Source organism: Corallococcus sp. CA053C (genome assembly GCF_003611675.1).
Taxonomy (GTDB): Bacteria; Myxococcota; Myxococcia; order Myxococcales; family Myxococcaceae; genus Corallococcus.
Window position 1 is genome coordinate 1 of the sequence record NZ_RAWA01000142.1, and the last position, 20,804, is coordinate 20,804.

Sequence of the window (20,804 nt, forward strand, 5' to 3'; positions counted from 1 at the left end):
GCGTCCCCCCGCCCCGGCCCTGAGGTCCCCTTCCGTGCGTCTCAGCGCGGAGCGGGTCTGGCGGGCCGGGCGCAGTTCTCGAAGACGATGCGCGGGGCTTCCTTCAGCGCCTGGACCGGGCTGGGGTACGTGTCCTTCATGTACGCCGCCGTGAGGTTGGCGTCCGTGCCTCCCAGCCTGCGCGCCTGCACCGGGTTGCGGTCCGGGTCCTGTCCCGCGGTGCCCAGGATGCTCCCGTAGCCGTCGCCCCCCTCCAGCACGAACGTGGACATCGCCACGCGGTAGCGGATGGCTGCGTCGTCGCGCGCGGGGACGGACACGGCGCGGCCACGGATGCGCAGCTCCTTCACGCGCTGGCCCACGGGGCGCGCGCAGTCCACGCGCAGGGTGGTGCCGTCGGACACCTGGAGGAACGCGCCCGAGGGCGACACGATGGCCTGCCCTTCCATGGCCAGCGCCTCCACGGAGTGCTCGAACAGCGCGACGAGCTGCTTCTCGGTGAGGTCCACCGTGACGACGAGGTTCTCGAAGAGGATGACCTCGTGGAGCACGCCGTTCGTCAGCGGCCCGGTGCGCACGGACGTGCGGGTGACGCACAGCCCCTCGTCGCGCAGCGAGCCGCCGTTGATGATGCCCAGCTCGGTGGGCTTCGCGGCGCCGTCTTCCGCGTGGAGGAACGCGTCCGCGGCCAGCTGCCCCAGCGCGTTGTTGTCGTGCCGGGTGAAGGTCTTGTCCAGGTAGACCTCCTCGCCCAGGTAGCCGACGACGGCGTCGGGGTCGTCCACCAGCGGGGCGCAGGAGTCGTTGTACGCGAGGCACCCGGGCAGGAGGGACAGTCCGGCGAGCGCGGCGACGAGGAAGCGGCGGTCCATCAGTAGGAGGCCCTCACGGTGAGGTAGCCGGACACGCCCTCGCGCGGCAGCAGCCCGGTGACGCGGTCCGGCCGGGGCACGTCGTCGCGCAGGTCGTGGTCGAAGAGGTTCTGCGCGTAGAGCGTCACCTCGAAGTGCTCCAGCAGGGGCTCGGAGCGCAGCTGCGCGGTGATGAGGCTGTAGGCGGGAATCTCATAGCGGCGGATGAGCTCCAGCGTGGAGCGGCTGTTGTTGCGGCGCTCGGCGCCGGAGCGCACCACCACGTCCAGGTTCACCCAGTCGCCCAGGGGCATGGACACGCCCGCGTTGAAGCGCGCCTGGGGCACGTCGGTGAGCAGGCGGGACTGGCCCGGCAGTTCCAGGTCCTGCGCGCGGGACAGGCTGGCGTTGACCCACGCGGCGGCGCGCTTGGAGGCCTCCAGGCGGGCCTCCGCCTCCACGCCGTACACGCGCACGCCCAGCTCGCGGTTGCGCAGCGGGACGATGTTGCCGCTGGTGTCCACCGGGGTGATGGGCGAGGCGAAGTTCTGGAGGAAGGCGTTGCCGCGCACGCGCACGCGGGTGTCACCGGCGGCCTGGACCAGGTCCGCGCCCAGCTCGAAGGTGTCCACGGTGGCGGGCTGCAAGAGCGGGTTCCCCTCGAAGCGGCCCTGGTTGTAGTCGGTGTCGGGGATGCGCTCGACCAGCTCCTGCGGCGTGGGCGGGCGGAAGGCCCGGCCGTAGAGGGCCTTGAGCACGAGCGCGTCCGACGCGGCGATGACCAGCCCCACGCGCGGGTTGACGCGCACCACGGTCTTGCGGCCATCCAGCGTGCCGTCCGCGTCCACGTTGGGAAGCTGGGTCGCGTCCACGCGCAGGCCGAAGGTGAGCGTCAGCGCGGAGAGCACCGTCCACTGGTCCTGCGCGGACAGGCCCACGGTGAGCCGGCTGGAAGCGGCGCCGTCGGCGAGCTCCGTCAGGTCCACGAGTCCTTCGGGCGCAGCGGGGCTGGGGCGCAGGCGGCCGTCGAGCGTGTAGTTCGTCGTGTACGCGTACTTCGACAGGGACTGCTGTTCCGCGATGAGCCCCAGGGTGAGGTGGTTCTCCTTCGCGAGCGCGAGGTCCGCGTCCACCGACGCGGACACCGTGCGCACGGTGACGCTCGTCTCTTCCTGGAGGCCGTCCGGGAAGCGCTGATCCGCTCCGGTGCCGGTGCGGAAGTCGCGGGGGGTGAGCTGGAAGCGGCGGTCGGTGGACTGCTGGTCGAACCCCAGCCGGGCGCGCACCTGACCGCCGTCGCTCAAGGGCCGGTCCCAGGTGAGGTCGGCGAGCAGCACGTCCCAGGACAGCTCCGAGTCCTCGCCCACGGTGTCGAACAGGCCCACCAGGGCATCACGCTGCTCGGTGAGGTAGCGCGCGGAGATGCCCACGCGTCCGGCGGTGTCCAGGCCGTACGACAGGCCCGCGCCCGCGTTGACGAGGAAGCGCCCATCGCGCGTGTGGCCCGCGGGGTCCTCCACGTTGCGCAGGCCCTGATCCACGGACTCGGCGTCCAGCGCGTCGTGGTCGATGACGAGCGAGTCGCCGTCCTGGCTCCACAGGTCCAGGTCCGCGAACAGGTGCAGGTCGCCCGTGGAGTGCGCGGCGGACAGGTGCCCGTCGGTGGCGAGCGCGAGCCGGCCGTCGTCGCGGGGGACGCCGCCGGTGGTGACGGCGCCGCGCACGCCGTCGGCGTGGTTCGTGACGAGGTTGACCACGCCCAGGAAGGCGCCCGCGCCGTAGATGGCGGAGCCCGGCCCGCGGATGACCTCGATGCGCTCCAGGTTCTCCACCGGCAGGTTCATCAGCGCCTTGCCGTCGAAGAAGTTGTTGAGGCGGTGGCCGTCCAGGAGGAAGAGCACCTCCGCGTCGTTGCGGAGGCCGCGGATGGCGGTGCGGTGGAAGCCCTGCACGTCGCGGCTGACGGACACGCCCGGCACCACATCCAGCACATCCGCCACCGTGCGGGCGCCCAGAGAGATCATCTGCGCCCGGTTGAACGACGCGCCGATGGCCGGCACGGTGCGTACGGCTTCTTCCTGGAGCGTCGTGACCGCGAGCACGTCCTCCGCGCTGTAGAGCGCCAGGTCGTCGTCCATCGCGGTGGGTGCGCGGGAGGTCGAGGAGTTGCCCTGCGCGTCCGGCGGGACATCCGCGTTGAGCGCGGCCATCGCATCATCGGATTCCGAAGTGCGCGCACTCCGCGAATCCGTGCTGTCGGTCCGAGCACCGCCGCGATTGTCCGTGCCGCTCGTGCGAGAGGACGAAGGGGCAACGGAGCCGTCCGTGCGACCTGAAGCGCGCGTGTCCGTGCGAGACGAAGCACTCGGTGCAGCGCCATCTGCACGGCTTGAAGCGTGGGCGTCCGTGCGAGACGACGAAGGTGGAGCAGCGCCGTCTGCACGGCTTGAAGCGCGAGTGTCCGCGCGCGAGGACGCTGGCGGCGCGGAGTCGTCCGTGCGGCTTGACGTTCGTGTGTCCGTGCCATTCGTCTGGGCGGCACCTCGCGCGTCCGTGCCGTTCATGCGGCTTGAGCCTCGCGCGTCCGAGCCATCGGTGCGCGACGCGGTTCGAGGGTCGGACGACGCACGCGGATCAGCGCCATCCGGACGGCTCGCGGCCCGCGGGTCGGAAGGCTCTGTGCGGGAGGCTCCGCGCGGCCCGGTCCCCTCGGTGGCGCGAGCATCCTGTGAATCTCGCGACCCCAGCGTCCCGGCCCGCGGATCCACGGCACTTCCCCGCGACGTGGTGGGCGGAGTCACGGGCGCCTGCGTTCCCGTCCGGGATGAATCGCGTGCATCGACGTCGTCCTCGTCGTCCGATCCACCGGAGGGCGGCGTGAAGGCTTCGATGCCCGGAGCGGACCGCGTGTCCTCGGACCGTGCCCCTGGCCTTGACGCTCCAGCCGCTGCACGCACCGGAGGTTGTTCCCTCACCGGTGTTCCCACCACGACCCGCGCGGGCCGGAGCGCGGACATGAACAGGGGCGTGCGGTCGCCACTCACCAGGACGGCTTCGACGTAGTACTCCACGCCGGGCGGCACCATGTGTTCGGCCGGGATGGCGGCGCGGTAGAGGTCGCCGTATTGCAGCTGCATCGGGACCTGGATGTACGGCTCGCCAGGGCCGCGATACCGGACGAAGACCTCCAGCACCTTGCCGCCGTCCACCAGCGTCGCATCCAACTGGAGCGCCTGCCGGACCTCCGCGCGGGGCGGCGAGGCGTGCAGCAATGCAGGCTCCTGCGCGTGGACGGGAGCCGCGAGCAACACCACGGCACAGAGAAGGAGCGTGCGAGGAAGAACGGGCCGCAAGATTGATGACGATGCTCCGTTGCAGGGTCATGCGAGTCAAGCAAGCCACCCCGCTCCGTCCCGCTGATTTTTTGCCGGCCCCGCGAGCGCATGCGACGTTGCCTCGTCTCCATGCGCGCGTCGCTTGCCCTTCACCTCGCTCTCTTCCGTCGCCAACGCGCCCAGATTGCCCGGGTCGTGGAAGGCCGCACCGAAGCGTTCCGCGCCTACGAGGCGCGCTACCGTCGGCGCACGAGCACCTACCAGCGCGTCGTCCCCGTCACCCACGTGCACCAGCGCGTCGTGGCCTCGGACCTCGTCTACGTCGGCGACTACCACACGCTCCCCCTGGCCCAGCAGACGTACCTGGACCTCGCCGAGCGCGCCCTCGCCTCCGGACGCCGTGTCGTGCTGGCGCTCGAATGCGTGGAGGGCCGTCACCAGACCGCGCTGGACGCGTACCTCGCGGGACGGCTGCCGGAGCGCACGCTCCTGTCCCGCCTGGGCCACGGCGCCGACACGGGCTTCGGTCCGGGCGGCGGCATCCGCGCCGTGCTCGGCTTCGCGAAGCGCCACAAGCTCACGGTGGCGGCCATCGACCGGCGGGCCCAGGGAGAGCGCTCGCTCGCCCTGCGCGACGCCTTCGCCGCCGAACGCATCGCCCGGGTCGCCCGCGCGGAGGACGTCCCGCTTGTGATGGTGCTCGTGGGGCAGTTCCACGCCGCCCCCTGTCACCTGCCCGCCCAGGTGGAGCGCGCACTCGGGGACACCCACCCCCGCCGCAGCCTGGTCGTCTACCAGAACGCGGAAGGGCTCTGGTGGCGCCTCGCCCGCGAGGGCCGCCTGGGCTCCGCGGAGGCCGTGGAGCTGGCGGACGGCGCGCTGTGCCTGATGAACGCGTCGCCCGTCCTCTGCCAGCAGAGCTTCCTGGACTACCTGGAGGCCGAAGGCGACGACGCCCCGCTCCTGGACCGCAGCGCCGCGGAGCGCTTCCGGGAGATGTCGGAGCTCATCGGTCGGCTCGCGGGCGTGCCAGTAGGCCGCGCGCTGGACTCGGTGGAGGTGACGACGGCGGCGGACGGCGACGTGCTCGCGCGGATCCGTCAGCGCGGCCGCTTCACCCAGGCGGAGCTGTCCCAGCTGCGCAAGCACATCCTGTCCCGCGAGAGCGGCTACATCCCCCGCGCGCGCACGGCCTACCTCGCGTCGCTGTCGCTCAACCACGCCGCCGAGGAGGCCGCCCACTTCGTGCGCCACTGCGCCGTGGGCGACGCCATGGACGCCCCGCGCGGCGCGTCCGAAGCCTTCTACGCGCGCTGCCTGGAGGAGGCCCTGGGCTTCTTCGGCTCCAAGCTCGTCAACCCGCGCCGCACCTGCCCCACCGTCTCCGAGTGGGCGAAGCGCTTCGGCGAGGCCCGGGGCCTGGAGCGGCAGATCGCCGCCTTCGTGCTCGCCCACAAGGCCACGGAGACCGAAGGGCCGGACGAGGCCGTGAAGCTGCTCCCCCTGCGCCGCGACCGCCTCTTCCACGGCGTCAGCCATGCGCTCGGCTACCTGCTGGGCGACAGCCTCTACCGCGCCTTCGACGCCGGCCAGGTGGACGTCGCGGACATCCGCGCCCTCTTCCGCGACCCGCTCGCCGACCCCCGCAGCGCCTACTTCACCTGGGCCGCGCGGCTGCGCCTGGCCTGACGCTTCCCACACTTCTCCCCTTCCTGTCGGGCACCATCCCTGGTTGGATTGATTCTAGAATCAATCCAGGGAGTGCCACTGCCATGAAGATGACCGAACGCGTGGAGAAGCTCGCCGAGCAGCGCCAGCGCAACGAGGGCATGGGAGGCCCGGAGCGCATCGAGCGCCAGCACGCCAAGGGGAAGCTCACCGCGCGTGAGCGCCTGAAGCTCCTCTTCGATGAAGGCACCTTCGAGGAGCTGGGGCTGCTCGCCGCGCACCAGGGCAACCTGCCCGAGGAGGAGGACGGCAAGCCCTCCCCCGCCGACGGCGTCATCACCGGCACGGGGGAGATCGACGGCCGCCCGGTGGCCGCCGCGCTCTACGACTTCACCGTGTTCGGTGGCTCCATCGGGGAGATTGGTGAGCGCAAGGTGGCGCGGCTGCGCGACATCGCGCTGAAGAACCGCATCCCCATGGTGTGGCTGGTGGACTCGGCCGGCGCGCGGCTGGACGCGAGCTCCGGCATCGACCCCCGCCGCATCGCGAGCTTCGCGGACACGGGCTACCTCTTCCGCGAGCAGGTGGTGATGAGCGGCGTCATCCCGCAGGTCGCCGCGATGGTGGGCCCCGGCGCCGCCGGCACGGCCTACATCCCGGGCCTCGCGGACTTCCTCCCCATGGTGAAGGGCACCAGCTCACTCGCCATCGGAGGGCCGTACCTCGTCGAGTCCACCGTGGGCGAGAAGGTCACGGAGGAGGAGCTGGGCGGCGCGAAGGTGCACAATGAAATCTCCGGCGTCGCGGACGCGGAGTACCCGGACGACGCCACCTGCCTCGCCGCCGTGCGCGAGTACCTGGGCTTCTTCCCGTCCCACTGCGAGGACAAGCCGCCGCGCCGCCCGTCCAGCGACCCGTTCGACCGCCGTGACGACGACCTGCTCAAGGTGGTGCCGGAGAGCCCGCGCCAGGCGTTCGACATGCACAAGGTCATCCTGTCGCTGGTGGATGACCGGAAGTTCTTCCCCATGAAGCCGCGCTGGGCGCGCAACCTCATCACGGGCCTGGCGCGCATCGACGGCTACCCGCTGGGCATCGTCGCGAACAACTCCATGTACCTGGGCGGCATCCTGGACGTGAACGCGGCGGACAAGGCGGCGCGGTTCATCAACCTGTGCGACGCCTTCAACATCCCCCTGCTCTTCCTGCAGGACGTGCCCGGCTTCATGGTGGGCACCAAGGTGGAGCAGCAGGGCATCATCCGCCACGGCGCGAAGATGATGTACGCGACCGCCAGTGCCACCGTGCCCAAGTTCACCGTCGTCGTGCGCAAGGGCTACGGCGCCGGCTACTACGTGATGAACGGCCGCGCCTTCGAACCCGACCTGCTCGTCGCGTGGCCGGGCGCGGAGATCGCCGTGATGGGCCCGGAGGGCATGGTGTCCATCGCCGCGCGCAAGGTGCTCCAGGGCGCGGAGAGCCCGGAGGTCGCCGCCGCGATGAAGAAGGAGCTGTCGGACGGGCTGCGCCAGCACATCCGCATCGAGCGCACCGCCGCGATGGCGATGGTGGACGACGTGGTGGATCCGCGCGACACGCGGCGGCTGCTCGCCCGCGCGCTCAAGCGCACCGCGAACAAGCGCGTGGAGCGTCCGTACCGCCGCCGGGAGATCTCCCCGGTGTAGTGCACCGCTTCCGCTGCCGACGGCCTCGCCATGAAGCCGGAGCCACCGTCGGCAGGGGGGCGCGCTTCCCGCTACGCCTTGTTGACGATCGTCTTCGGCGGCAGCTTGAGCACCTGGCCCACCTTGATGTGGTCCGGGTCCTTGAGCTGGTCCTTATTGGCCTCGAAGATCTTCGGGTACAGCTTCACGTCGCCGTAGATGTCCTTGGCCAGCTTGCCCAGCGTGTCGCCCGACTTCACGGTGTAGACGCCGTAGGGTTCCGCGTGGGTCACGGTCAGGTTGACCATGATCTCGTCGTTCCACTTCGGGTGCTTCGCCTTGATCTGATCCCACATGCGATCGCGGTCAAAGGCGTGGTCCACCGAGCCCTTGATGATGAGCTTGCCGCCCTCCTCACGGGTCTCGACCTTGGCGCCCACGTTCTTCGCCACGTCCAACACGTCCTGGTAGTCGTTCTGCAAGGCCATCACGTCCTCCTGTCGGGTACACGGGGCCGCGCGATGCACCGGGCGGCCCCGTGAGGCGGAGCACTGTAGGCACCGCGAGCCCATGGGCCACGGCTCCAGGACGACGGGGATGGTGGAAGCTCAACAGTGCCGGGGCGGCGGCTGTTCAGAGCACCACGTCCGCTTCGTCGTCCTTCGCGGGCACCAGGGCTTCAGGAGGGGCGAAGGTGCCGTCGGGCCGCAGTTCTCGGAGGATCTCCTCGCGGCTCAGGCGCACCGCGCGGATGGTGCCGTCGGATGACAGCGCGTAGATGCAGTCCTGATCCGACGTGCCCACGAACAGGCCGCCCAGGACGGGATAGAGCATCACCAGCGCGAGCTCCGTCTCCAGCGGCCCCGGGAACAGCACGTGCGCGTGCGCGGAGAACGCCGGCCGCTCGCCGTCACCATCCGGCGCCACGGACACGGGGATGAGGCCCTGGTGCAGCGGCAGCTCCTGGAGCTTCTGGCGGCCGTCCTTGCTGAAGCGGAAGCGGAAGTCGCCGCCCAGCAGGTACAGGTTCGAGTCGTCGAAGCCCTGCAGCACGTACACGGTGATGCCGTCGTCCTCCTCCACCACGACGGGGTTGAGCTGCTTGCGCCCGTGCACCTGGAAGACGCGCTCGCAGGCGGTGCTCACGGCGCGCGCCACGGCCTCCATGCCCTCGGGCAGCGACGCCACCGGGAAGTCCTCCATCTCGCCGGAGAACTCGATGGGCGCGCGGTACGCGTAGGCCGGGACGAAGGTGTCCTCCGGGCTGAAGCGCCCGAAGACGGCGTACCAGGCGTTGCCGCGCGGCACGGTGAAGAACCAGTTCATCCGCGTGCGGTCCAGGTCCGCCCGCTCCAGCAGCAGGTCCGTGGCGCGGATGGCGCCCTGCTCCGAGGCGACGATGTAGCGGGCGCGGTCCTGCACGCGCACCAGCTCCGCATCCGCCACCAGCGTCAGCGGCTTCTCCGCCACCTCCGGCCCCCCGGCCGAGGCCTGCGTTCCCGCCTCCGTCACGCCCGAGTGCGCGCGGCAGCCAAGGGTGAGGGCGACGACTGCGACGAGGAGACCGCGGACCATGGAGACTCCCGACGACAGGGGGCCCGGTCAGTCTGCGCTGGCCGGTGCCCCTTCGTCACGTTCCCCCTCCACGGCGGACCTCAGGCGCCCTGCTGCGTGGGCGCCAGCGCGGCCTTGATCTTCTCCTTCAGCGCGCGGCGGCGCTCCTTGAACTGCGAGCGCTGGGCCTCGTCCACCTGGCCGTTGCTGGCGGCGCGGGCGGCCTTCATCTCCTCGTGCAGCTTCTGGGCTTCGGCCTTGAAGCCGTCGGCCTGGGCCTGGGTGAGGCGCCCCTCCGCGACCTGCTTGTCCAGCCGCTGCTGCATGCGGCCGAACTTGTTTCCACCGTGCCTGCCGTGGTGGCCGCCGCCGCGCTCGCACTGGCCGGCCTGGGGCGCGGAGTCGGGCGTGGAGGCCGTCTGGGCGAACACGGGCACGGCGAACAGCAGCGAGGCGACAGCGGTACCGCGAAGAACGGACTTCAGCGACATGGTGTGGACTCCAGGTTCGGGTCAGGAGCGCGAGGAGGGCAGCCATGCAGGCCTGCCCCCGTCGCCCTCTGACACCTGAAACCCCGGAGCCCGCGGAAGGTTAAATCGCGGTCCGGACGGCGGAGATTACTGGCAGTCCGCCATGTCGTAGGTGAAGTCCAGGCGCGGCGTGTGGCCCGGGTCCTGGTTGATGGCCGCGATGCTCAGCTCGGTGCGAGACACCGTCTGCGTCCCGCCGATCACCATCTGCGTCAGCTGGTTGCGCGTGGTGGACAACACCACCTTGCCCGTCGTGCCGTTCGGCTCGATGCGGAAGCAGTTGAGGATGCGCGGATCCACCGTGGAGCGGTTGCAGCGGGTGTACTGGCCCAGCACCTCGCGCTTCAGGTACGTGCAGCGGCAGTCCCACGGATCGTACGCCTCCGTCACCGTGGCCGCCTCGTAGCCCGTGGCCGTCTGCACGACCTCCAGGTACGAGCCGTCCTGCGGCTGCGTACAGCGCAGGACCGTGTCGCCCACCGCGCCCTGCTTCACCTCCGCGAGCTGGGGCTCCACGGCCACCTGCGCGCCCGCCTCCACGGCATTCAGCGGGTCGCGCGACGCACCTTCACAGCCCAGGCCCAGAACGGAAACGCCCGCGAACAACAGCACCGAGAGACGCAGGGACAGCTTCATGGGTGACTCCTACAAAGGGGGGATGTCCGGTTGGACCCGGACCCCGCACCTGTAGGCTTTTTCAGCTCCCGAGCGCAACGCACTTCTGTGTCACGGACGCAGGGGTGGCTTCACCGCGCGCGTGGCCATGAACGTGGGCAGGAACGTGGAGAGCAGGTCCTTCTCCGGGAACTTGTCCTCGAAGAGGTGGGTGAGCACGAAGCCCGCCTGCAACTGGCCGCCGAGCTGATCCTCCAGCGAGTGCCCCACGCACATGGGTTCGCCCTTGTCGGTGTAGCGGCGGCGCTCCTCGTCGGTGAGGCTGGTGAAGTCCGAGTACGGCATCGTGTACTTGAGCCGCAGCACGCCCTGCTCTTCCTGCGCGGGGTCGAAGAGGTAGCGCACCGGGTTGCAGATGCCTGCCAGGAGCACGCCGCCCGGGCGCAGCACGCGGAAGGCCTCGCGCCACACCGGAAGGATCGCGTCCACGAAGCAGTTGGAGCACGGGTGGAAGATGAGGTCGAAGCTCCCATCAGCGAAGGCGGACAGGTCCTTCATGTCGCCCTCCACGAGCTTCAACGTCAGGCCCTCGCGCTCGGCGACCTTGCGGTCCTGCCCGAGTTGCGCGGGGGAGTTGTCGAACACGGTGACGCGCGCGCCCGCCGCCGCGAGCACCGGACACTGCTGCCCGCCCGCGCTCGCGAGGCCCAGCACGTCCTTGCCGGCGAGGTCCCCGAACCACGCCCTGGGCACGGGCTTCGTCGGCGTGAGCACCACGCTCCAGTCGCCCCGGCGCGCGGCGGCGATGACCTCCGGGCCCACCGGGACGGTCCACACGTTGCCGCGGCCCACTTCGCCGTCCCACGCCTCGCGGTTGTACGCGCGTACGTCCATGTCAGCCTTCATGCAGCACCCTTCCTTCCATGCCCCCCGCCACGGTGACGACCTCTCCCGTCACGTGTCCGGAGATGCGGTCCGACGCGAGCGTCACCACCACCCGCGCCACGTCTTCTGGCTGCCCCACCTTGCGCAGCGGCATCGTCCGCGTGACGCGGCCGACGAACTTCGGGTCGTCCAGCTTGTCGCGGTGGCGGTCCACCGCCGTCCAGCCCGGGCACACCACGTTGACGCGGCCCAGGGGCGCGATGCGGTGCAGCTCGTTCTTCAGGCTCTTGACGAAGCCGGTGGTGAGCGCGCCCTTGGCCACCGCGTAGTCGGTGTGGCCCGCTTCGCCGAAGAGGCCCGCCGTGGAGCTGATGATGACGATGTTGCCCGTGCCGGTGGTGGCCACGTGGCGCAGGAACGCGCGGCAGCTCAGGAACACGCTGTCCAGGTTCTCCGCCAGCGTGCGGCGCCAGCGCGTCAGCGACATCTGCCACACCGGCTCATCCGCCGCGGGCCACACGCCCGTGTTGCACACCAGCACGTCCAGCCGGCCCAGGTCCTTCACCGCCGCGGGCACGAGCGCGTCCACGTCCGCCTCCACCGTGAGGTCCGCGCGCACGGACGTGCCGCCCACCTCGCGCGCGAGCGCCGCCGCCTTCTCCTGGCTGCGGTGGTAGTGCACCACCACCTTCGCGCCCTCGCCCGCGAACGCCCGCACCAGCGCCGAGCCGATGCCCCCCGCGCCCCCCGTCACCAGCACACCCTTGCCCAGCAGTTCCGTATCCATCGCCGAGGACTCCTCGTGGTCTCCCGTCAGGCCGGGAGGAATGCGCGGCATGATGCCCGAGCCACCCCGGCCGGGCAGCCGGGATGACGGGCAGGTGTCGGGGATGCGCTGCGGACCGGGCAGCGGGACGAAAGGGGCGCGCGGATCCTGACGGCGTGCCGCTACTTCGCGGGCAGTCGGGCGCGAATCCCCGCGACGAGCAGGTCCAGGCCGAAGGCGAAGCGTCGGTCGAAGTCGCGATCGAGGATGGCCTCCACCGCGCCAGCCGCATGGGGGTAGCGGGCCCTGGCCAGCTCGCGCAGGGCCCCTGCCCGCTCCGCCGTCTCCTCGCCCTGCGCGGTGAAGCCCTGCTCCTCGATGGTGAAGCCCAGCACGTAGTCGAGCACGGTGAAGGCCGCCCAGCTCGCCTCCTGGGGCTTGAGCCCCGCCCGGCCCAGGCTTCCGATGAGGGTGTCGCTGACGCGCAGCGTGTGCTCGGAGACGACGAAGGTGCCGGCGTAGACGCGGGCGCCATCGCGGTGCTGGAGGAACGCGCGCCGCAGGTCCTTCGCCACGGTGCGCACCACCCGCTCCCAGGGTGAGTCCGCCGTCAGCGTCCGCGCCACGTCGTGGATCAGCGTGTCCGCCATCGCGTCCAACAGGGCCTGCTTGCCCGGGAAGTGCCAGTACAGCGACGGCGCCTGGATGGAGAGCGCCTTCGCCAGCACGCGCATCGTCAGGCCCTCCAGGCCCGCCTCATCCAGCAGCGCCCACGCCGCCGCCACGACCTGCTCCCGCTGGATTCGCATGCCCCGGTCCACCCTCGCTGACTTGACAAACTAACACTGTTAGTCGATCCCTAACAACGTTAGTTTGAGCCTTCGGGCGGGAGATCGATCATGGCGGAAGTCCTCGATGTGGCGGTGGTGGGAGGTGGCCCCACCGGGCTGTGGCTCGCCTGCGAGCTGGCGCTGGCGGGAGTGCGCGTCCAGGTGCTCGAGCGGCGCGCGGAGCCGGTGCGTGAGTCGCGTGCGCTGACGCTGCATCCGCGCACGCTGGAGGTGCTGGCGCTGCGCGGACTGGAGGGGCGGTTCCTGGCGCAGGGCCGGCCGCTGCCCACGGGGCACTTCGCGATGTTGGACACGCGGCTGGACTTCAGTGTGCTCGACACGCGCTTCCCCTACACGCTGTTCCTCCCGCAGGCCGTGACGGAGGCGCTGCTGGAGGCGCGGGCCCGGGAGCTGGGCGTGGACGTGCTGCGGGGCCACACGGTGGAGGCGCTGCGACAGGATGACGAAGGCGTGGAGCTGGAGGGCACGTCGAGCGCGGGCGCGTTCCAGGTGCGGGCGCGCTTCGTGGTGGGGGCGGATGGGGCCCGGAGCGCGGTGCGGAGGCTCGCGGGCATCGCCTTCCCGGGAACGGACGTGACGCGCACGGCGATGCTGGGGGACGTGACGCTCGGTGAGCCGCCGTCACAGCCCGCCATCGGCATCTCGAGCACGCGGGGCGGCGTGATGGTGGTGCCGATGGCGCCGGGCGTCCATCGCATCGTGATCAGCGATCCGCTCCGCGAACACGTGTCAGTCCGCGAGCCCGTCACGCTGGAGGAGCTGCGGGAGAGCGTCACGCGCATCGCGGGCACGGACTTCGGCATGAAGGACCCCCGGTGGCTGTCCCGCTTCGGCAACGAGACACGGATCGCGGACCGCTACCGCGAGGGCCGCGTGCTGCTCGCGGGGGATGCCGCGCACATCCACTTCCCGGCGGGAGGCCAGGGGCTCAACGTCGGGTTGCAGGACGCGATGAACCTGGGCTGGAAGCTCGCGGCGGTGGTGAAGGACGGCGCGCCGGAAGCACTGCTGGACAGCTACATGCGCGAGCGTCGGCCGGTGGGGGATGCGCTCATCCGCAACACGCTGGCGCAGACCGCGCTCATGAGCGCCACGCAGGAGACCCTGGCCCTGCGCGAGGTGATGAGCGACCTGCTGCGGGCACCGGACCTCAACCGGAAGCTGGCCAACGCCATCGGCGCGCTCGACGTGGGCTACTCATCGCTTGAAGTCCCTGCGCCCCAGGTGGATGCGCCACTCCTCCCCGAATGGAGCGGACGCCGGCTGAGCGACCTGGACCTCACGCAGGACGAAGGCGCGGACATCGCGATCTACGCAGCGCTGCATCCGGGCCGTTGGTTGATGCTCGGCTTCGGCTCAGGCCCTCTGCCCCGCTGGGAGCCGGGATGGCCTCCGAGGGCGACCCTTCTCCGGGCGCACCGCCCCGTGGGACGCGCCGAGTTCCGCGACGTCGGCGGGATGCTGGTACGGCCCGACGGACACGTGGGCTGGGCCTGGGCCGCCTGATGCTCGCGGGCCCGGGGCGTCCTCCGCACCCGGGCACCGCGTTTCCATTCGGCTTCAGCCCAGGCGCAGCAGCTGCCGGGCCTGCTCGGGCGTGGCGGGCTCGCGGCCGTTCGCGCGGGCTCGCTTCGCGGCGTCAGCCACCAGCTCGTGGTTGCCCTTCGCGAGCACGCCCTTGGACAGGTAGATGTTGTCCTCCAGGCCCACGCGCGCGTTGCCGCCGCGCTTCGCGGCCTCATCCACGAACGGGAGCTGATGGCGACCCACGCCCGCCACCGTCCACGTGCAGCCCTCCGGCAGCGAGGCGATCATGAAGTCCAGCACCTCCGGCCGCGCCTGCAACGTGCCCGGCACGCCCAGCACGAAGTCGAAGTGCCCTGGCAGCTCCACCAGGCCCTCCTTCGCCAGGTAGCGCGCCTCGTCGATCATCCCCACGTCGAAGCACTCCAGCTCCGGCCGCAGGCCAATCGCGCGGATGCGCTTCGCGATGTCACGCACCAGCGGCCTCGGGTTCCAGAACACCTCTTCCCCGAAGTTCACCGTGCCCGTGGTGAGCGTGGCCATGTCCGGCTTGTCCGCGCCGGTGAGCGTGAGCGCGCCGCACCGCTCGTCCACGTCCATGCCCACCGCGCCGCCCGTGGACGTCTGGATGAGCACGTCGGTGCGCTTGCGGATGGCGCGGATCGCCGCGCGGAACAGCTCCGCGTCCTGGGACGGCTTGCCGTCCGCCGTGCGCACGTGCAGGTGCACCATCGCCGCTCCAGCCTCGCGGCACTTCGCCGCGTCCTCGGCGATCTCCTCCGCGGTGATGGGCAGGTACGGCGTCTGCGCGCGCGTCGTCTCCGCGCCCACCATCGCCGCGGTGATCACCATGGGCTTGCTCATTTCTGCCCCCGCTGCTTGTCCTTCGGAACCACGCAGGTGCCCGTCGCGCGGCACACGACGATGGCCTCCGGCAGCACGTCCGCCGCGGAGTCATTCACGTCCGGCCTGGGACGGATGACCTTGCGCGCCTCGAAGCGCATCTTCCGCGACGAGTTGCCCATGCTGACGATCTCACCTTCCGCTTCGATGAAGTCGCCCGCGTACACCGGCGCCAGGAACTCCACCGCGTCGTAGGCGCGGAACAGCCCCTCGTCCCCGTCCGAACGGATGCACAGCTCCGTGGCCACGTCGCCGAACAGGCCGAGCATCCGCGCCCCGTCCACCAGGTTGCCGCCGTAGTGCGCGTCATGGCTGCCCATGCGCAACCGCAGTACCGCCTTCACGCCCGTGCTCACGTGGGTTCCCCCTGGTAGTGGGAGTCCTGGGACTCCTTGCCCTCTTTCTTCAACACCGCGTGCACGATGTAGTTCGCCACGTCGGACGGCTTGGTGCCCGCCCCGAAGCCCGCGTCGAAGCCCAGCTCCAGCGCCAGCTTGTGGTCCACGCGCGGCCCGCCCAGGAGCAGCAGCGTCTTGCCGTGGATGCCCGCGGCCTTCGCCGCGTCAATGAACTGCCGCGAGTTGTCCTTGTGCACGTCGCGCTGCGTGACGACCTGGGACACGAGGATGGCGTCCGCGTGCTTCGCCATGGAGCGTTTGATCAGGTCCTCGTTCGGCACCTGGCTGCCCAGGTTGAACGCCTCGAAGCCCGGGTAGCGCTCCAGGCCGTAGTCGCCCGCGTACCCCTTCATGTTCAGGATGGCGTCGATGCCCACCGTGTGCGTGTCCGTGCCGGTGCACGCGCCGAAGACGACGATGCGGCGGCCCACCTTCTCCTTGATGAGCGCGTTGAGGTCGTTGAACCCCATCTTGCGCACCACCACCTCCGGCACGTCGATCTCCGCGTAGTCCAACGACACGGCGGAGCGCGCGTAGACGACGAAGAACGTGTACTGGTCCGCCGCCCGCTCCGCGGCCGCCACCTTCACGTCGGTGAAGCCCATCTTCTTCGTGAACTGGGCGGCGGCCTCCTTCGCCTTCTCCGACAGCGGCACCGGCAGGGTGAACGACAGCTGCACCATGCCGTCGTCGCGCCGGTCTCCGTAGGGGCGGATGATCTGCTTGCTCGGCTTCACCATCGGCTCACTTCCCCTTGGGCGGAGTGAACGTCACGCTGGTGCCGACCTTCTCGGCCACCGCGGCGAAACGGTCCTTCTTGCCCTGCTCCATGTAGAAGACCACCGACCACGTGGTCTTCCCGTTGCAGCCCACGTACGTCACGGTGTCCACGTTGCCGCTGCCGTCCGGCGCCGCGTCCGTGTCCGCCTTCCAGGCCGCCGGCTGACCGCCCACCTTCACCATCGTCCAGCTGGTGCCGCCGATGCTCGCGAGGATCTTCTGGCGACAGACCTCCGCCTTCATGCCGGCGGTCTGCACCGCGCCCACGTCCACCAGGAAGTACGCGTCACCGGAAGGCGCCAGGAACTTCTCCGTGCCGTCCATGGACGAGCGCGTCCACGCGGCCGGGGCCTTCAGCGAAACGTTCTTCACCGACACGTTCGTCAGCGCATCCGCGGAACCGCCCGCGGCCAACATCACAGTCAGCAGGGTACTGGCGATCATGACGCCTCCAGCATTTCAAGGAACGGGTTGAAGTAATCCGGAGCCTTCGGCACCACGCCGTCCAGGCCCTTGCCACCGGTCTCCTCGCGCTTGACGTCGCCGAAGCGGCCCTTGCCGATGGCGGCCACCATGCCCTCGGCATGGCACTCGCGCAGCAGCTGCTCCGCGTTGGCGAACACCTCTCGCGCCCGGTTGGCGATCTTCCCGTCCTCGCGGACGGTGAACTCCTCGTCGATGCCGCGCGCCGCGCGGTGGATGTACGACGCGGACTTGAGCGCCACGTACCGGTCCGCGAGCAGCGGCGTGTGCATGGCCTCCGTCATCATCCCCAACAGCTGGATGCCCTGCCGCGTCCAGATGGCCACCAGGTCCGCCATCACGTCGTACGCGTGGCTGAAGAAGATGTCCGTCTCCTTGTGCTTGGTGGGCGGCATGTACTTGAGCGGCGCGTCCGGGAAGCAGCGGCGCACCAGCATCGCCTGCGACAGCTCCAAGAGCAGCGTGTCGTCGCGGTAAGGATCAATCTCGTACGAGTGCCCGATGCCCAGCTGCCAGTCCTTGAGCCCCGCGCGCTTGGCGAAGCACTCGTTGATGAACTGGCTGGCGATGACGGTGTGGGCCGCGTCGTAGGCATCCGCGGTGGTGATGTAGTTGTCCTCGCCGGTGTTGATGATGATGCCGGCCAGGGCGCAGATGCGGCGGCTGAAGTACTGGTCGATGAACGTCCGCCGCATGTTGATGTCGCGGAAGAGGATGCCGTACATCGCGTCGTTGAGCAGCATGTCCAGCCGCTCGTACGCCGCGCAGAAGGCGATCTCCGACATGCACAGGCCGGACGAGTAGTTGGTGAGCTGGATGTAGCGCTTGAGCTTGCGGCTCTCGTCGTCCAGGGCCTCGCGCATCACGCGGAAGTTCTCCTGGGTGGCATAGGTGCCGCCGTAGCCCTCCGTCGTCGCGCCGTGGGGCACGTAGTCCAGGAGCGACTGCGCCGTGGAGCGGATGACCGCGATGACGTCCGCGCCCGCCTGCGCCGCGGCCCGAGCCTGATCCACGTCGTCGTAGATGTTGCCCGTGGCGACGATGACGTACTTGTGCGGCGCGGGCGACATGGGGAACTGCTCACGCAGGGCGTTGCGCTGGGCGATGCGCGCCTTCAACTCCGCCATCGCCGCGCGGGCCTCCGAGCGCACCTCGTCGCGCAGGTTGGCCTCCATCTCCGGCGACAGCACGCCCATCTTGTCCGCGGGCAGCGCGGTGAGGCGCTCCACCGCTTCCAGCGGGCTCCTGGCGCCCAATTGAAGCGCGCGGCCATACCAGTACGCGGCGCCCCGGTTGAGCACCCCGGCGGCCTTCAGCTTGTCCACCATGAGGTTGGCGAGCGGCACGCCGCGCGCCCCCGCATCGGAGAGCCCGAAGAAGCGCAGCACGGTGCGCTCGTTGGAGACAGTGGTGTTGTGTTGGATGAGGTCGAAGATCGGGTTGACGATCTCGTCCGCCAGCTTCCGCGCTTCTGCGATCCGCGCGTCGTCGATAAACGGGCCTGACATGCGCGCACCCTACCCGAGCCCCAGCACAATGGGCTCAAGAACCCGGGCGCCCGACCCCCTGGAAATGATGCCGCACCGAGGCATCCCCGCGCGTCATCCGGCCACACCGATTTTTCGGTGCCCGCTGTAACACCGGCCTGGCGGTGATTTCGACAACCGGAATCCCGGTGGATTCACCGACATGCCGGTGAGACTGCCAGGGCCGCGAGCTTAAATCCTTGAATTTCCTGGAGTCATCCTGGCGGCACGGGACGTGCTGTGTCCAGGTCCGCGTTCCCCGAAACCCAGGAGTTCCCCTTGATGCGTCGCTCCCTGTTGCTCACGGTCCTGCTGTCCGGCGCACCCGCCCTCGCGGCCGGCAACCCTCCCCCCATCACCACCGACTCCGGTGCGCCGCTGGGCACCAACCAGAGCTCGAAGACGGCCGGTCCCCGGGGCGGCGTCCTGCTGGAGGACTTCGCCCTCATCGAGAAGCTGGCGCGCTTCGACCGTGAGCGCATCCCGGAGCGCGTGGTGCACGCGCGCGGCGTGGGCGCCTACGGCTCCTTCGAGAGCTACGGCGACTTCTCGCAGCTGACGCGCGCGTCGGTCTTCTCCCAGAAGGGCAAGAAGACGCCGATGTTCGTGCGCTTCTCCACGGTCATCCACCCCAGCGGCTCGCCGGAGACGCTGCGCGACCCGCGCGGCTTCGCGCTGAAGTTCTACACGGACGAGGGCAACTGGGACCTGGTCGGCAACAACCTGCCCGTGTTCTTCATCCGCGACGCCATCAAGTTCCCGGACATGGTGCACTCGCTCAAGCCGTCGCCCGTCACCAACCGGCAGGACCCGAACCGCTTCTTCGACTTCTTCAGCCACCAGCCCGAAGCCACGCACATGCTGACCCAGCTCTACTCGGACCTGGGCATCCCGGCGAGCTACCGCCAGATGGATGGCAACGGCGTGCACGCGTACAAGTTCGTCAACGCCAAGGGCGAGGTGAAGTACGTCAAGTTCAACTGGAAGTCGCAGCAGGGCGTGAAGGGCCTCACCGTGGAGGAGGCGACGAAGCTGGGCGGCCAGGACTTCCAGCACGCGACGCATGACCTCTACACCAACATCCAGCAGGGCAAGTTCCCCTCGTGGGAGCTGAGCGTGCAGGTGTTGGATCCGAAGGACCTGGACAGCTTCTCCTTCGACCCGCTGGACGCGACGAAGGAGTGGCCCAAGGACAAGCTGCCCCCGGTGAAGCTGGGCAAGTTCACGCTCAACAAGCTGCCGGACAACTTCTTCGAGGAGACCGAGCAGGCCGCCTTCTCCCCGGGCGTGGTGCCGCCGGGCATCGAGCCGTCCGAGGACCGGCTGCTGCAGGGCCGCCTCTTCTCCTACGCGGACACGCAGCGCTACCGCATTGGCGCCAACTACCTGTCGCTGCCCGTGAACCACGCGAAGGCGCCGGTGAACAACAACAGCCAGGGCGGCGCGCTGAACGCGTCCAACACGAAGTCGGACGTGAACTACGAGCCCAGCATCACGAAGGAGACGATGGACACGCCCGCGGCGCTGCTGTCCCAGGCGCCCCTCGCGGGCACCACGCAGCAGCGCGCCATCGACAAGACGGACAACTTCGCGCAGGCGGGCGCCTTCTGGGCGGCGCTCGACGCGGGCGGCAAGGAGCGGCTGGTGCAGAACCTGGCCGGCGACCTGGGCCAGGTCCGTGACGCGAAGGTGAAGGCGCGCCTCGTCGGCTTCTTCTACACGGCCAACGCGGACTACGGCACGCGGCTGGCCAAGGCCGTCAACGTGAAGCTCGACGACGCGAAGGCCGCCGTGGCCCCGCTCGCCGCGCGCTAGTCCGCCCATCACTGCTGCTTCCAACGCCACACAAGGCCCCCGTCCTCGCCCACCGAGGCGGGGGCCCCCTGGAGACGCCCTCATGGTTCGCAAGCTGCTGCTCGGTTCGTTGGGTCTGGTGATGCTGGTCGCCGCGCTGCTGACCGCCGCGTGGATGTCACTGCGCGCCCCCGCGCCTTCCGGACGGCTGCTCGCCACCAGCGATGCGGAGCGCTACCTGCTGGCCGCCGCGCGCGAGGGCGAGACGGACATCGTCACCGGGCTGATCAAGGCCGGCACGCCGGTGGAGGCCCGCGACACGCGCGGCTTCTCCCCCCTCATCCTCGCCGCCTACTACGGCCACACGGAGACGGTGAAGGCACTCATCGCCGCCGGGGCCGACGCCTGCGCGGGCGACAACCGCGGCAACACCGCCCTGATGGGCGCCGCCTTCAAGGGCTACGCGGACGTCGTGAAGGTGCTGAATGCCCAGCCCTGCGCCGTGGACCAGACCAACCGCCTGGGTCAGACAGCCCTGATGTTCGCGGTCCTCTTCGGCCGCGACGAGGTCGCCAACGAGCTCCGCCACCAGGGCGCCTCCCCCGCGCTCCGTGACGCCAGCGGTCGCTCCGCAGAGGACTGGGCCCGGACCCAGACCCCCACCGCTCCCGTGGCCC

General features: G+C 70.1%; 18 protein-coding genes and 1 pseudogene. 5 read left to right on the plus strand and 14 right to left on the minus strand.

The genetic code is table 11. The features are described 5' to 3' along the window. Positions 1 to 41 precede the first annotated feature (41 nt). Entirely contained in the window at positions 42 to 872 is an 831-nt protein-coding gene (locus D7V97_RS19815; RefSeq protein WP_120612212.1) for a 5'-nucleotidase C-terminal domain-containing protein, read from the minus strand. Then, positions 872 to 4,177: pseudogene (locus D7V97_RS19820) on the minus strand (TonB-dependent receptor); the annotation flags it as partial. The pseudogene D7V97_RS19820 and the gene D7V97_RS19815, both read right to left, overlap by 1 nt. A gap of 138 nt (positions 4,178 to 4,315) precedes the next feature. On the opposite strand from D7V97_RS19820, the gene D7V97_RS19825 reads away from it, so the two are divergent. Both D7V97_RS19825 and D7V97_RS19830 read left to right on the plus strand, forming a co-directional pair. Further along, on the plus strand, positions 4,316 to 5,875 hold the full coding sequence (locus D7V97_RS19825) for a ChaN family lipoprotein (protein WP_199728872.1): 1,560 nt from the start codon (positions 4,316 to 4,318) through the stop codon (positions 5,873 to 5,875). A gap of 83 nt (positions 5,876 to 5,958) precedes the next feature. Continuing rightward, on the plus strand, positions 5,959 to 7,539 hold the full coding sequence (locus tag D7V97_RS19830; protein WP_120612215.1) for an acyl-CoA carboxylase subunit beta: 1,581 nt from the start codon (positions 5,959 to 5,961) through the stop codon (positions 7,537 to 7,539). Between the two features lie 71 nt (positions 7,540 to 7,610). On the opposite strand, the gene D7V97_RS19835 is transcribed toward D7V97_RS19830, so the two are convergent. The 7 genes from D7V97_RS19835 to D7V97_RS19865 all read right to left on the minus strand — a co-directional run bounded on the left by D7V97_RS19835 (position 7,611) and on the right by D7V97_RS19865 (position 12,677). Further along, entirely contained in the window at positions 7,611 to 8,006 is a 396-nt protein-coding gene (locus D7V97_RS19835) for a LysM peptidoglycan-binding domain-containing protein (protein ID WP_120612216.1), read from the minus strand. A gap of 145 nt (positions 8,007 to 8,151) precedes the next feature. Beyond that, positions 8,152 to 9,093 carry a hypothetical protein gene (locus D7V97_RS19840; RefSeq protein ID WP_120612217.1) on the minus strand — a complete coding sequence of 314 codons (942 nt, stop codon included), beginning with the start codon at positions 9,091 to 9,093 and terminating at the stop codon, positions 8,152 to 8,154. Between the two features lie 80 nt (positions 9,094 to 9,173). Then, complete coding sequence (locus D7V97_RS19845) at positions 9,174 to 9,563, minus strand: hypothetical protein (protein WP_120612218.1); 390 nt, start codon at positions 9,561 to 9,563, stop codon at positions 9,174 to 9,176. A 126-nt stretch (positions 9,564 to 9,689) separates the two neighbouring features. Then, positions 9,690 to 10,238 carry a hypothetical protein gene (locus D7V97_RS19850; protein ID WP_120612219.1) on the minus strand — a complete coding sequence of 183 codons (549 nt, stop codon included), beginning with the start codon at positions 10,236 to 10,238 and terminating at the stop codon, positions 9,690 to 9,692. Between the two features lie 90 nt (positions 10,239 to 10,328). After that, complete coding sequence (locus tag D7V97_RS19855; protein ID WP_199728873.1) at positions 10,329 to 11,123, minus strand: class I SAM-dependent methyltransferase; 795 nt, start codon at positions 11,121 to 11,123, stop codon at positions 10,329 to 10,331. Beyond that, positions 11,113 to 11,889, minus strand: a complete 777-nt coding sequence (locus tag D7V97_RS19860) for an SDR family NAD(P)-dependent oxidoreductase (protein ID WP_120612227.1) — start codon at positions 11,887 to 11,889, stop codon at positions 11,113 to 11,115. The genes D7V97_RS19855 and D7V97_RS19860 overlap by 11 nt, the downstream gene beginning before the upstream one ends. Before the next feature lie 161 nt (positions 11,890 to 12,050). After that, on the minus strand, positions 12,051 to 12,677 hold the full coding sequence (locus D7V97_RS19865; RefSeq protein WP_120612221.1) for a TetR/AcrR family transcriptional regulator C-terminal domain-containing protein: 627 nt from the start codon (positions 12,675 to 12,677) through the stop codon (positions 12,051 to 12,053). Between the two features lie 90 nt (positions 12,678 to 12,767). On the opposite strand from D7V97_RS19865, the gene D7V97_RS19870 reads away from it, so the two are divergent. Then, positions 12,768 to 14,225 carry an FAD-dependent oxidoreductase gene (locus D7V97_RS19870; RefSeq protein WP_199728874.1) on the plus strand — a complete coding sequence of 486 codons (1,458 nt, stop codon included), beginning with the start codon at positions 12,768 to 12,770 and terminating at the stop codon, positions 14,223 to 14,225. 54 nt (positions 14,226 to 14,279) lie between these two features. Here D7V97_RS19870 and D7V97_RS19875 read toward each other — a convergent pair whose 3' ends face one another. The 5 genes from D7V97_RS19875 to D7V97_RS19895 are packed head-to-tail and all read right to left on the minus strand — an operon-like array spanning position 14,280 to position 18,315. Further along, a complete protein-coding gene (locus tag D7V97_RS19875; protein ID WP_120612223.1) occupies positions 14,280 to 15,107 on the minus strand; it encodes a 3-keto-5-aminohexanoate cleavage protein in 828 nt (275 codons plus the stop codon). Continuing rightward, the gene (locus tag D7V97_RS19880) at positions 15,104 to 15,502 is read right to left on the minus strand and encodes a hotdog fold domain-containing protein (protein ID WP_199728875.1); all 399 of its coding nucleotides are present in this window, start codon (positions 15,500 to 15,502) and stop codon (positions 15,104 to 15,106) included. The genes D7V97_RS19875 and D7V97_RS19880 overlap by 4 nt, the downstream gene beginning before the upstream one ends. Continuing rightward, entirely contained in the window at positions 15,499 to 16,284 is a 786-nt protein-coding gene (locus tag D7V97_RS19885) for an OAM dimerization domain-containing protein (RefSeq protein WP_120612224.1), read from the minus strand. The genes D7V97_RS19880 and D7V97_RS19885 overlap by 4 nt, the downstream gene beginning before the upstream one ends. Before the next feature lie 4 nt (positions 16,285 to 16,288). Beyond that, the gene (locus D7V97_RS19890) at positions 16,289 to 16,768 is read right to left on the minus strand and encodes a hypothetical protein (RefSeq protein WP_120612225.1); all 480 of its coding nucleotides are present in this window, start codon (positions 16,766 to 16,768) and stop codon (positions 16,289 to 16,291) included. Continuing rightward, complete coding sequence (locus D7V97_RS19895) at positions 16,765 to 18,315, minus strand: lysine 5,6-aminomutase subunit alpha (RefSeq protein WP_120612226.1); 1,551 nt, start codon at positions 18,313 to 18,315, stop codon at positions 16,765 to 16,767. The genes D7V97_RS19890 and D7V97_RS19895 overlap by 4 nt, the downstream gene beginning before the upstream one ends. Before the next feature lie 297 nt (positions 18,316 to 18,612). On the opposite strand from D7V97_RS19895, the gene D7V97_RS19900 reads away from it, so the two are divergent. Further along, positions 18,613 to 20,148 carry a catalase gene (locus D7V97_RS19900; protein ID WP_120612228.1) on the plus strand — a complete coding sequence of 512 codons (1,536 nt, stop codon included), beginning with the start codon at positions 18,613 to 18,615 and terminating at the stop codon, positions 20,146 to 20,148. An 82-nt stretch (positions 20,149 to 20,230) separates the two neighbouring features. Further along, positions 20,231 to 20,804, plus strand: a 574-nt coding sequence (locus D7V97_RS19905; RefSeq protein ID WP_147444882.1) for an ankyrin repeat domain-containing protein, incomplete at its 3' end; no start/stop codon positions are given.

Excerpts from the sequence above, each read along its gene's own strand:
- D7V97_RS19895 (WP_120612226.1), bottom strand. The coding sequence starts at position 18,315 with ATGTCAGGCCCGTTTATCGACGACGCGCGGATCGCAGAAGCGCGGAAG.
- D7V97_RS19875 (WP_120612223.1), bottom strand. The coding sequence starts at position 15,107 with ATGAGCAAGCCCATGGTGATCACCGCGGCGATGGTGGGCGCGGAGACG.
- D7V97_RS19865 (WP_120612221.1), bottom strand. The coding sequence starts at position 12,677 with ATGCGAATCCAGCGGGAGCAGGTCGTGGCGGCGGCGTGGGCGCTGCTG.
- D7V97_RS19885 (WP_120612224.1), bottom strand. The coding sequence starts at position 16,284 with ATGGTGAAGCCGAGCAAGCAGATCATCCGCCCCTACGGAGACCGGCGC.
- D7V97_RS19860 (WP_120612227.1), bottom strand. The coding sequence starts at position 11,889 with ATGGATACGGAACTGCTGGGCAAGGGTGTGCTGGTGACGGGGGGCGCG.
- D7V97_RS19835 (WP_120612216.1), bottom strand. The coding sequence starts at position 8,006 with ATGGCCTTGCAGAACGACTACCAGGACGTGTTGGACGTGGCGAAGAAC.
- D7V97_RS19840 (WP_120612217.1), bottom strand. The coding sequence starts at position 9,093 with ATGGTCCGCGGTCTCCTCGTCGCAGTCGTCGCCCTCACCCTTGGCTGC.
- D7V97_RS19845 (WP_120612218.1), bottom strand. The coding sequence starts at position 9,563 with ATGTCGCTGAAGTCCGTTCTTCGCGGTACCGCTGTCGCCTCGCTGCTG.
- D7V97_RS19815 (WP_120612212.1), bottom strand. The coding sequence starts at position 872 with ATGGACCGCCGCTTCCTCGTCGCCGCGCTCGCCGGACTGTCCCTCCTG.
- D7V97_RS19850 (WP_120612219.1), bottom strand. The coding sequence starts at position 10,238 with ATGAAGCTGTCCCTGCGTCTCTCGGTGCTGTTGTTCGCGGGCGTTTCC.
- D7V97_RS19830 (WP_120612215.1), top strand. The coding sequence starts at position 5,959 with ATGAAGATGACCGAACGCGTGGAGAAGCTCGCCGAGCAGCGCCAGCGC.
- D7V97_RS19855 (WP_199728873.1), bottom strand. The coding sequence starts at position 11,123 with ATGAAGGCTGACATGGACGTACGCGCGTACAACCGCGAGGCGTGGGAC.
- D7V97_RS19870 (WP_199728874.1), top strand. The coding sequence starts at position 12,768 with ATGGCGGAAGTCCTCGATGTGGCGGTGGTGGGAGGTGGCCCCACCGGG.
- D7V97_RS19890 (WP_120612225.1), bottom strand. The coding sequence starts at position 16,768 with ATGATCGCCAGTACCCTGCTGACTGTGATGTTGGCCGCGGGCGGTTCC.
- D7V97_RS19825 (WP_199728872.1), top strand. The coding sequence starts at position 4,316 with ATGCGCGCGTCGCTTGCCCTTCACCTCGCTCTCTTCCGTCGCCAACGC.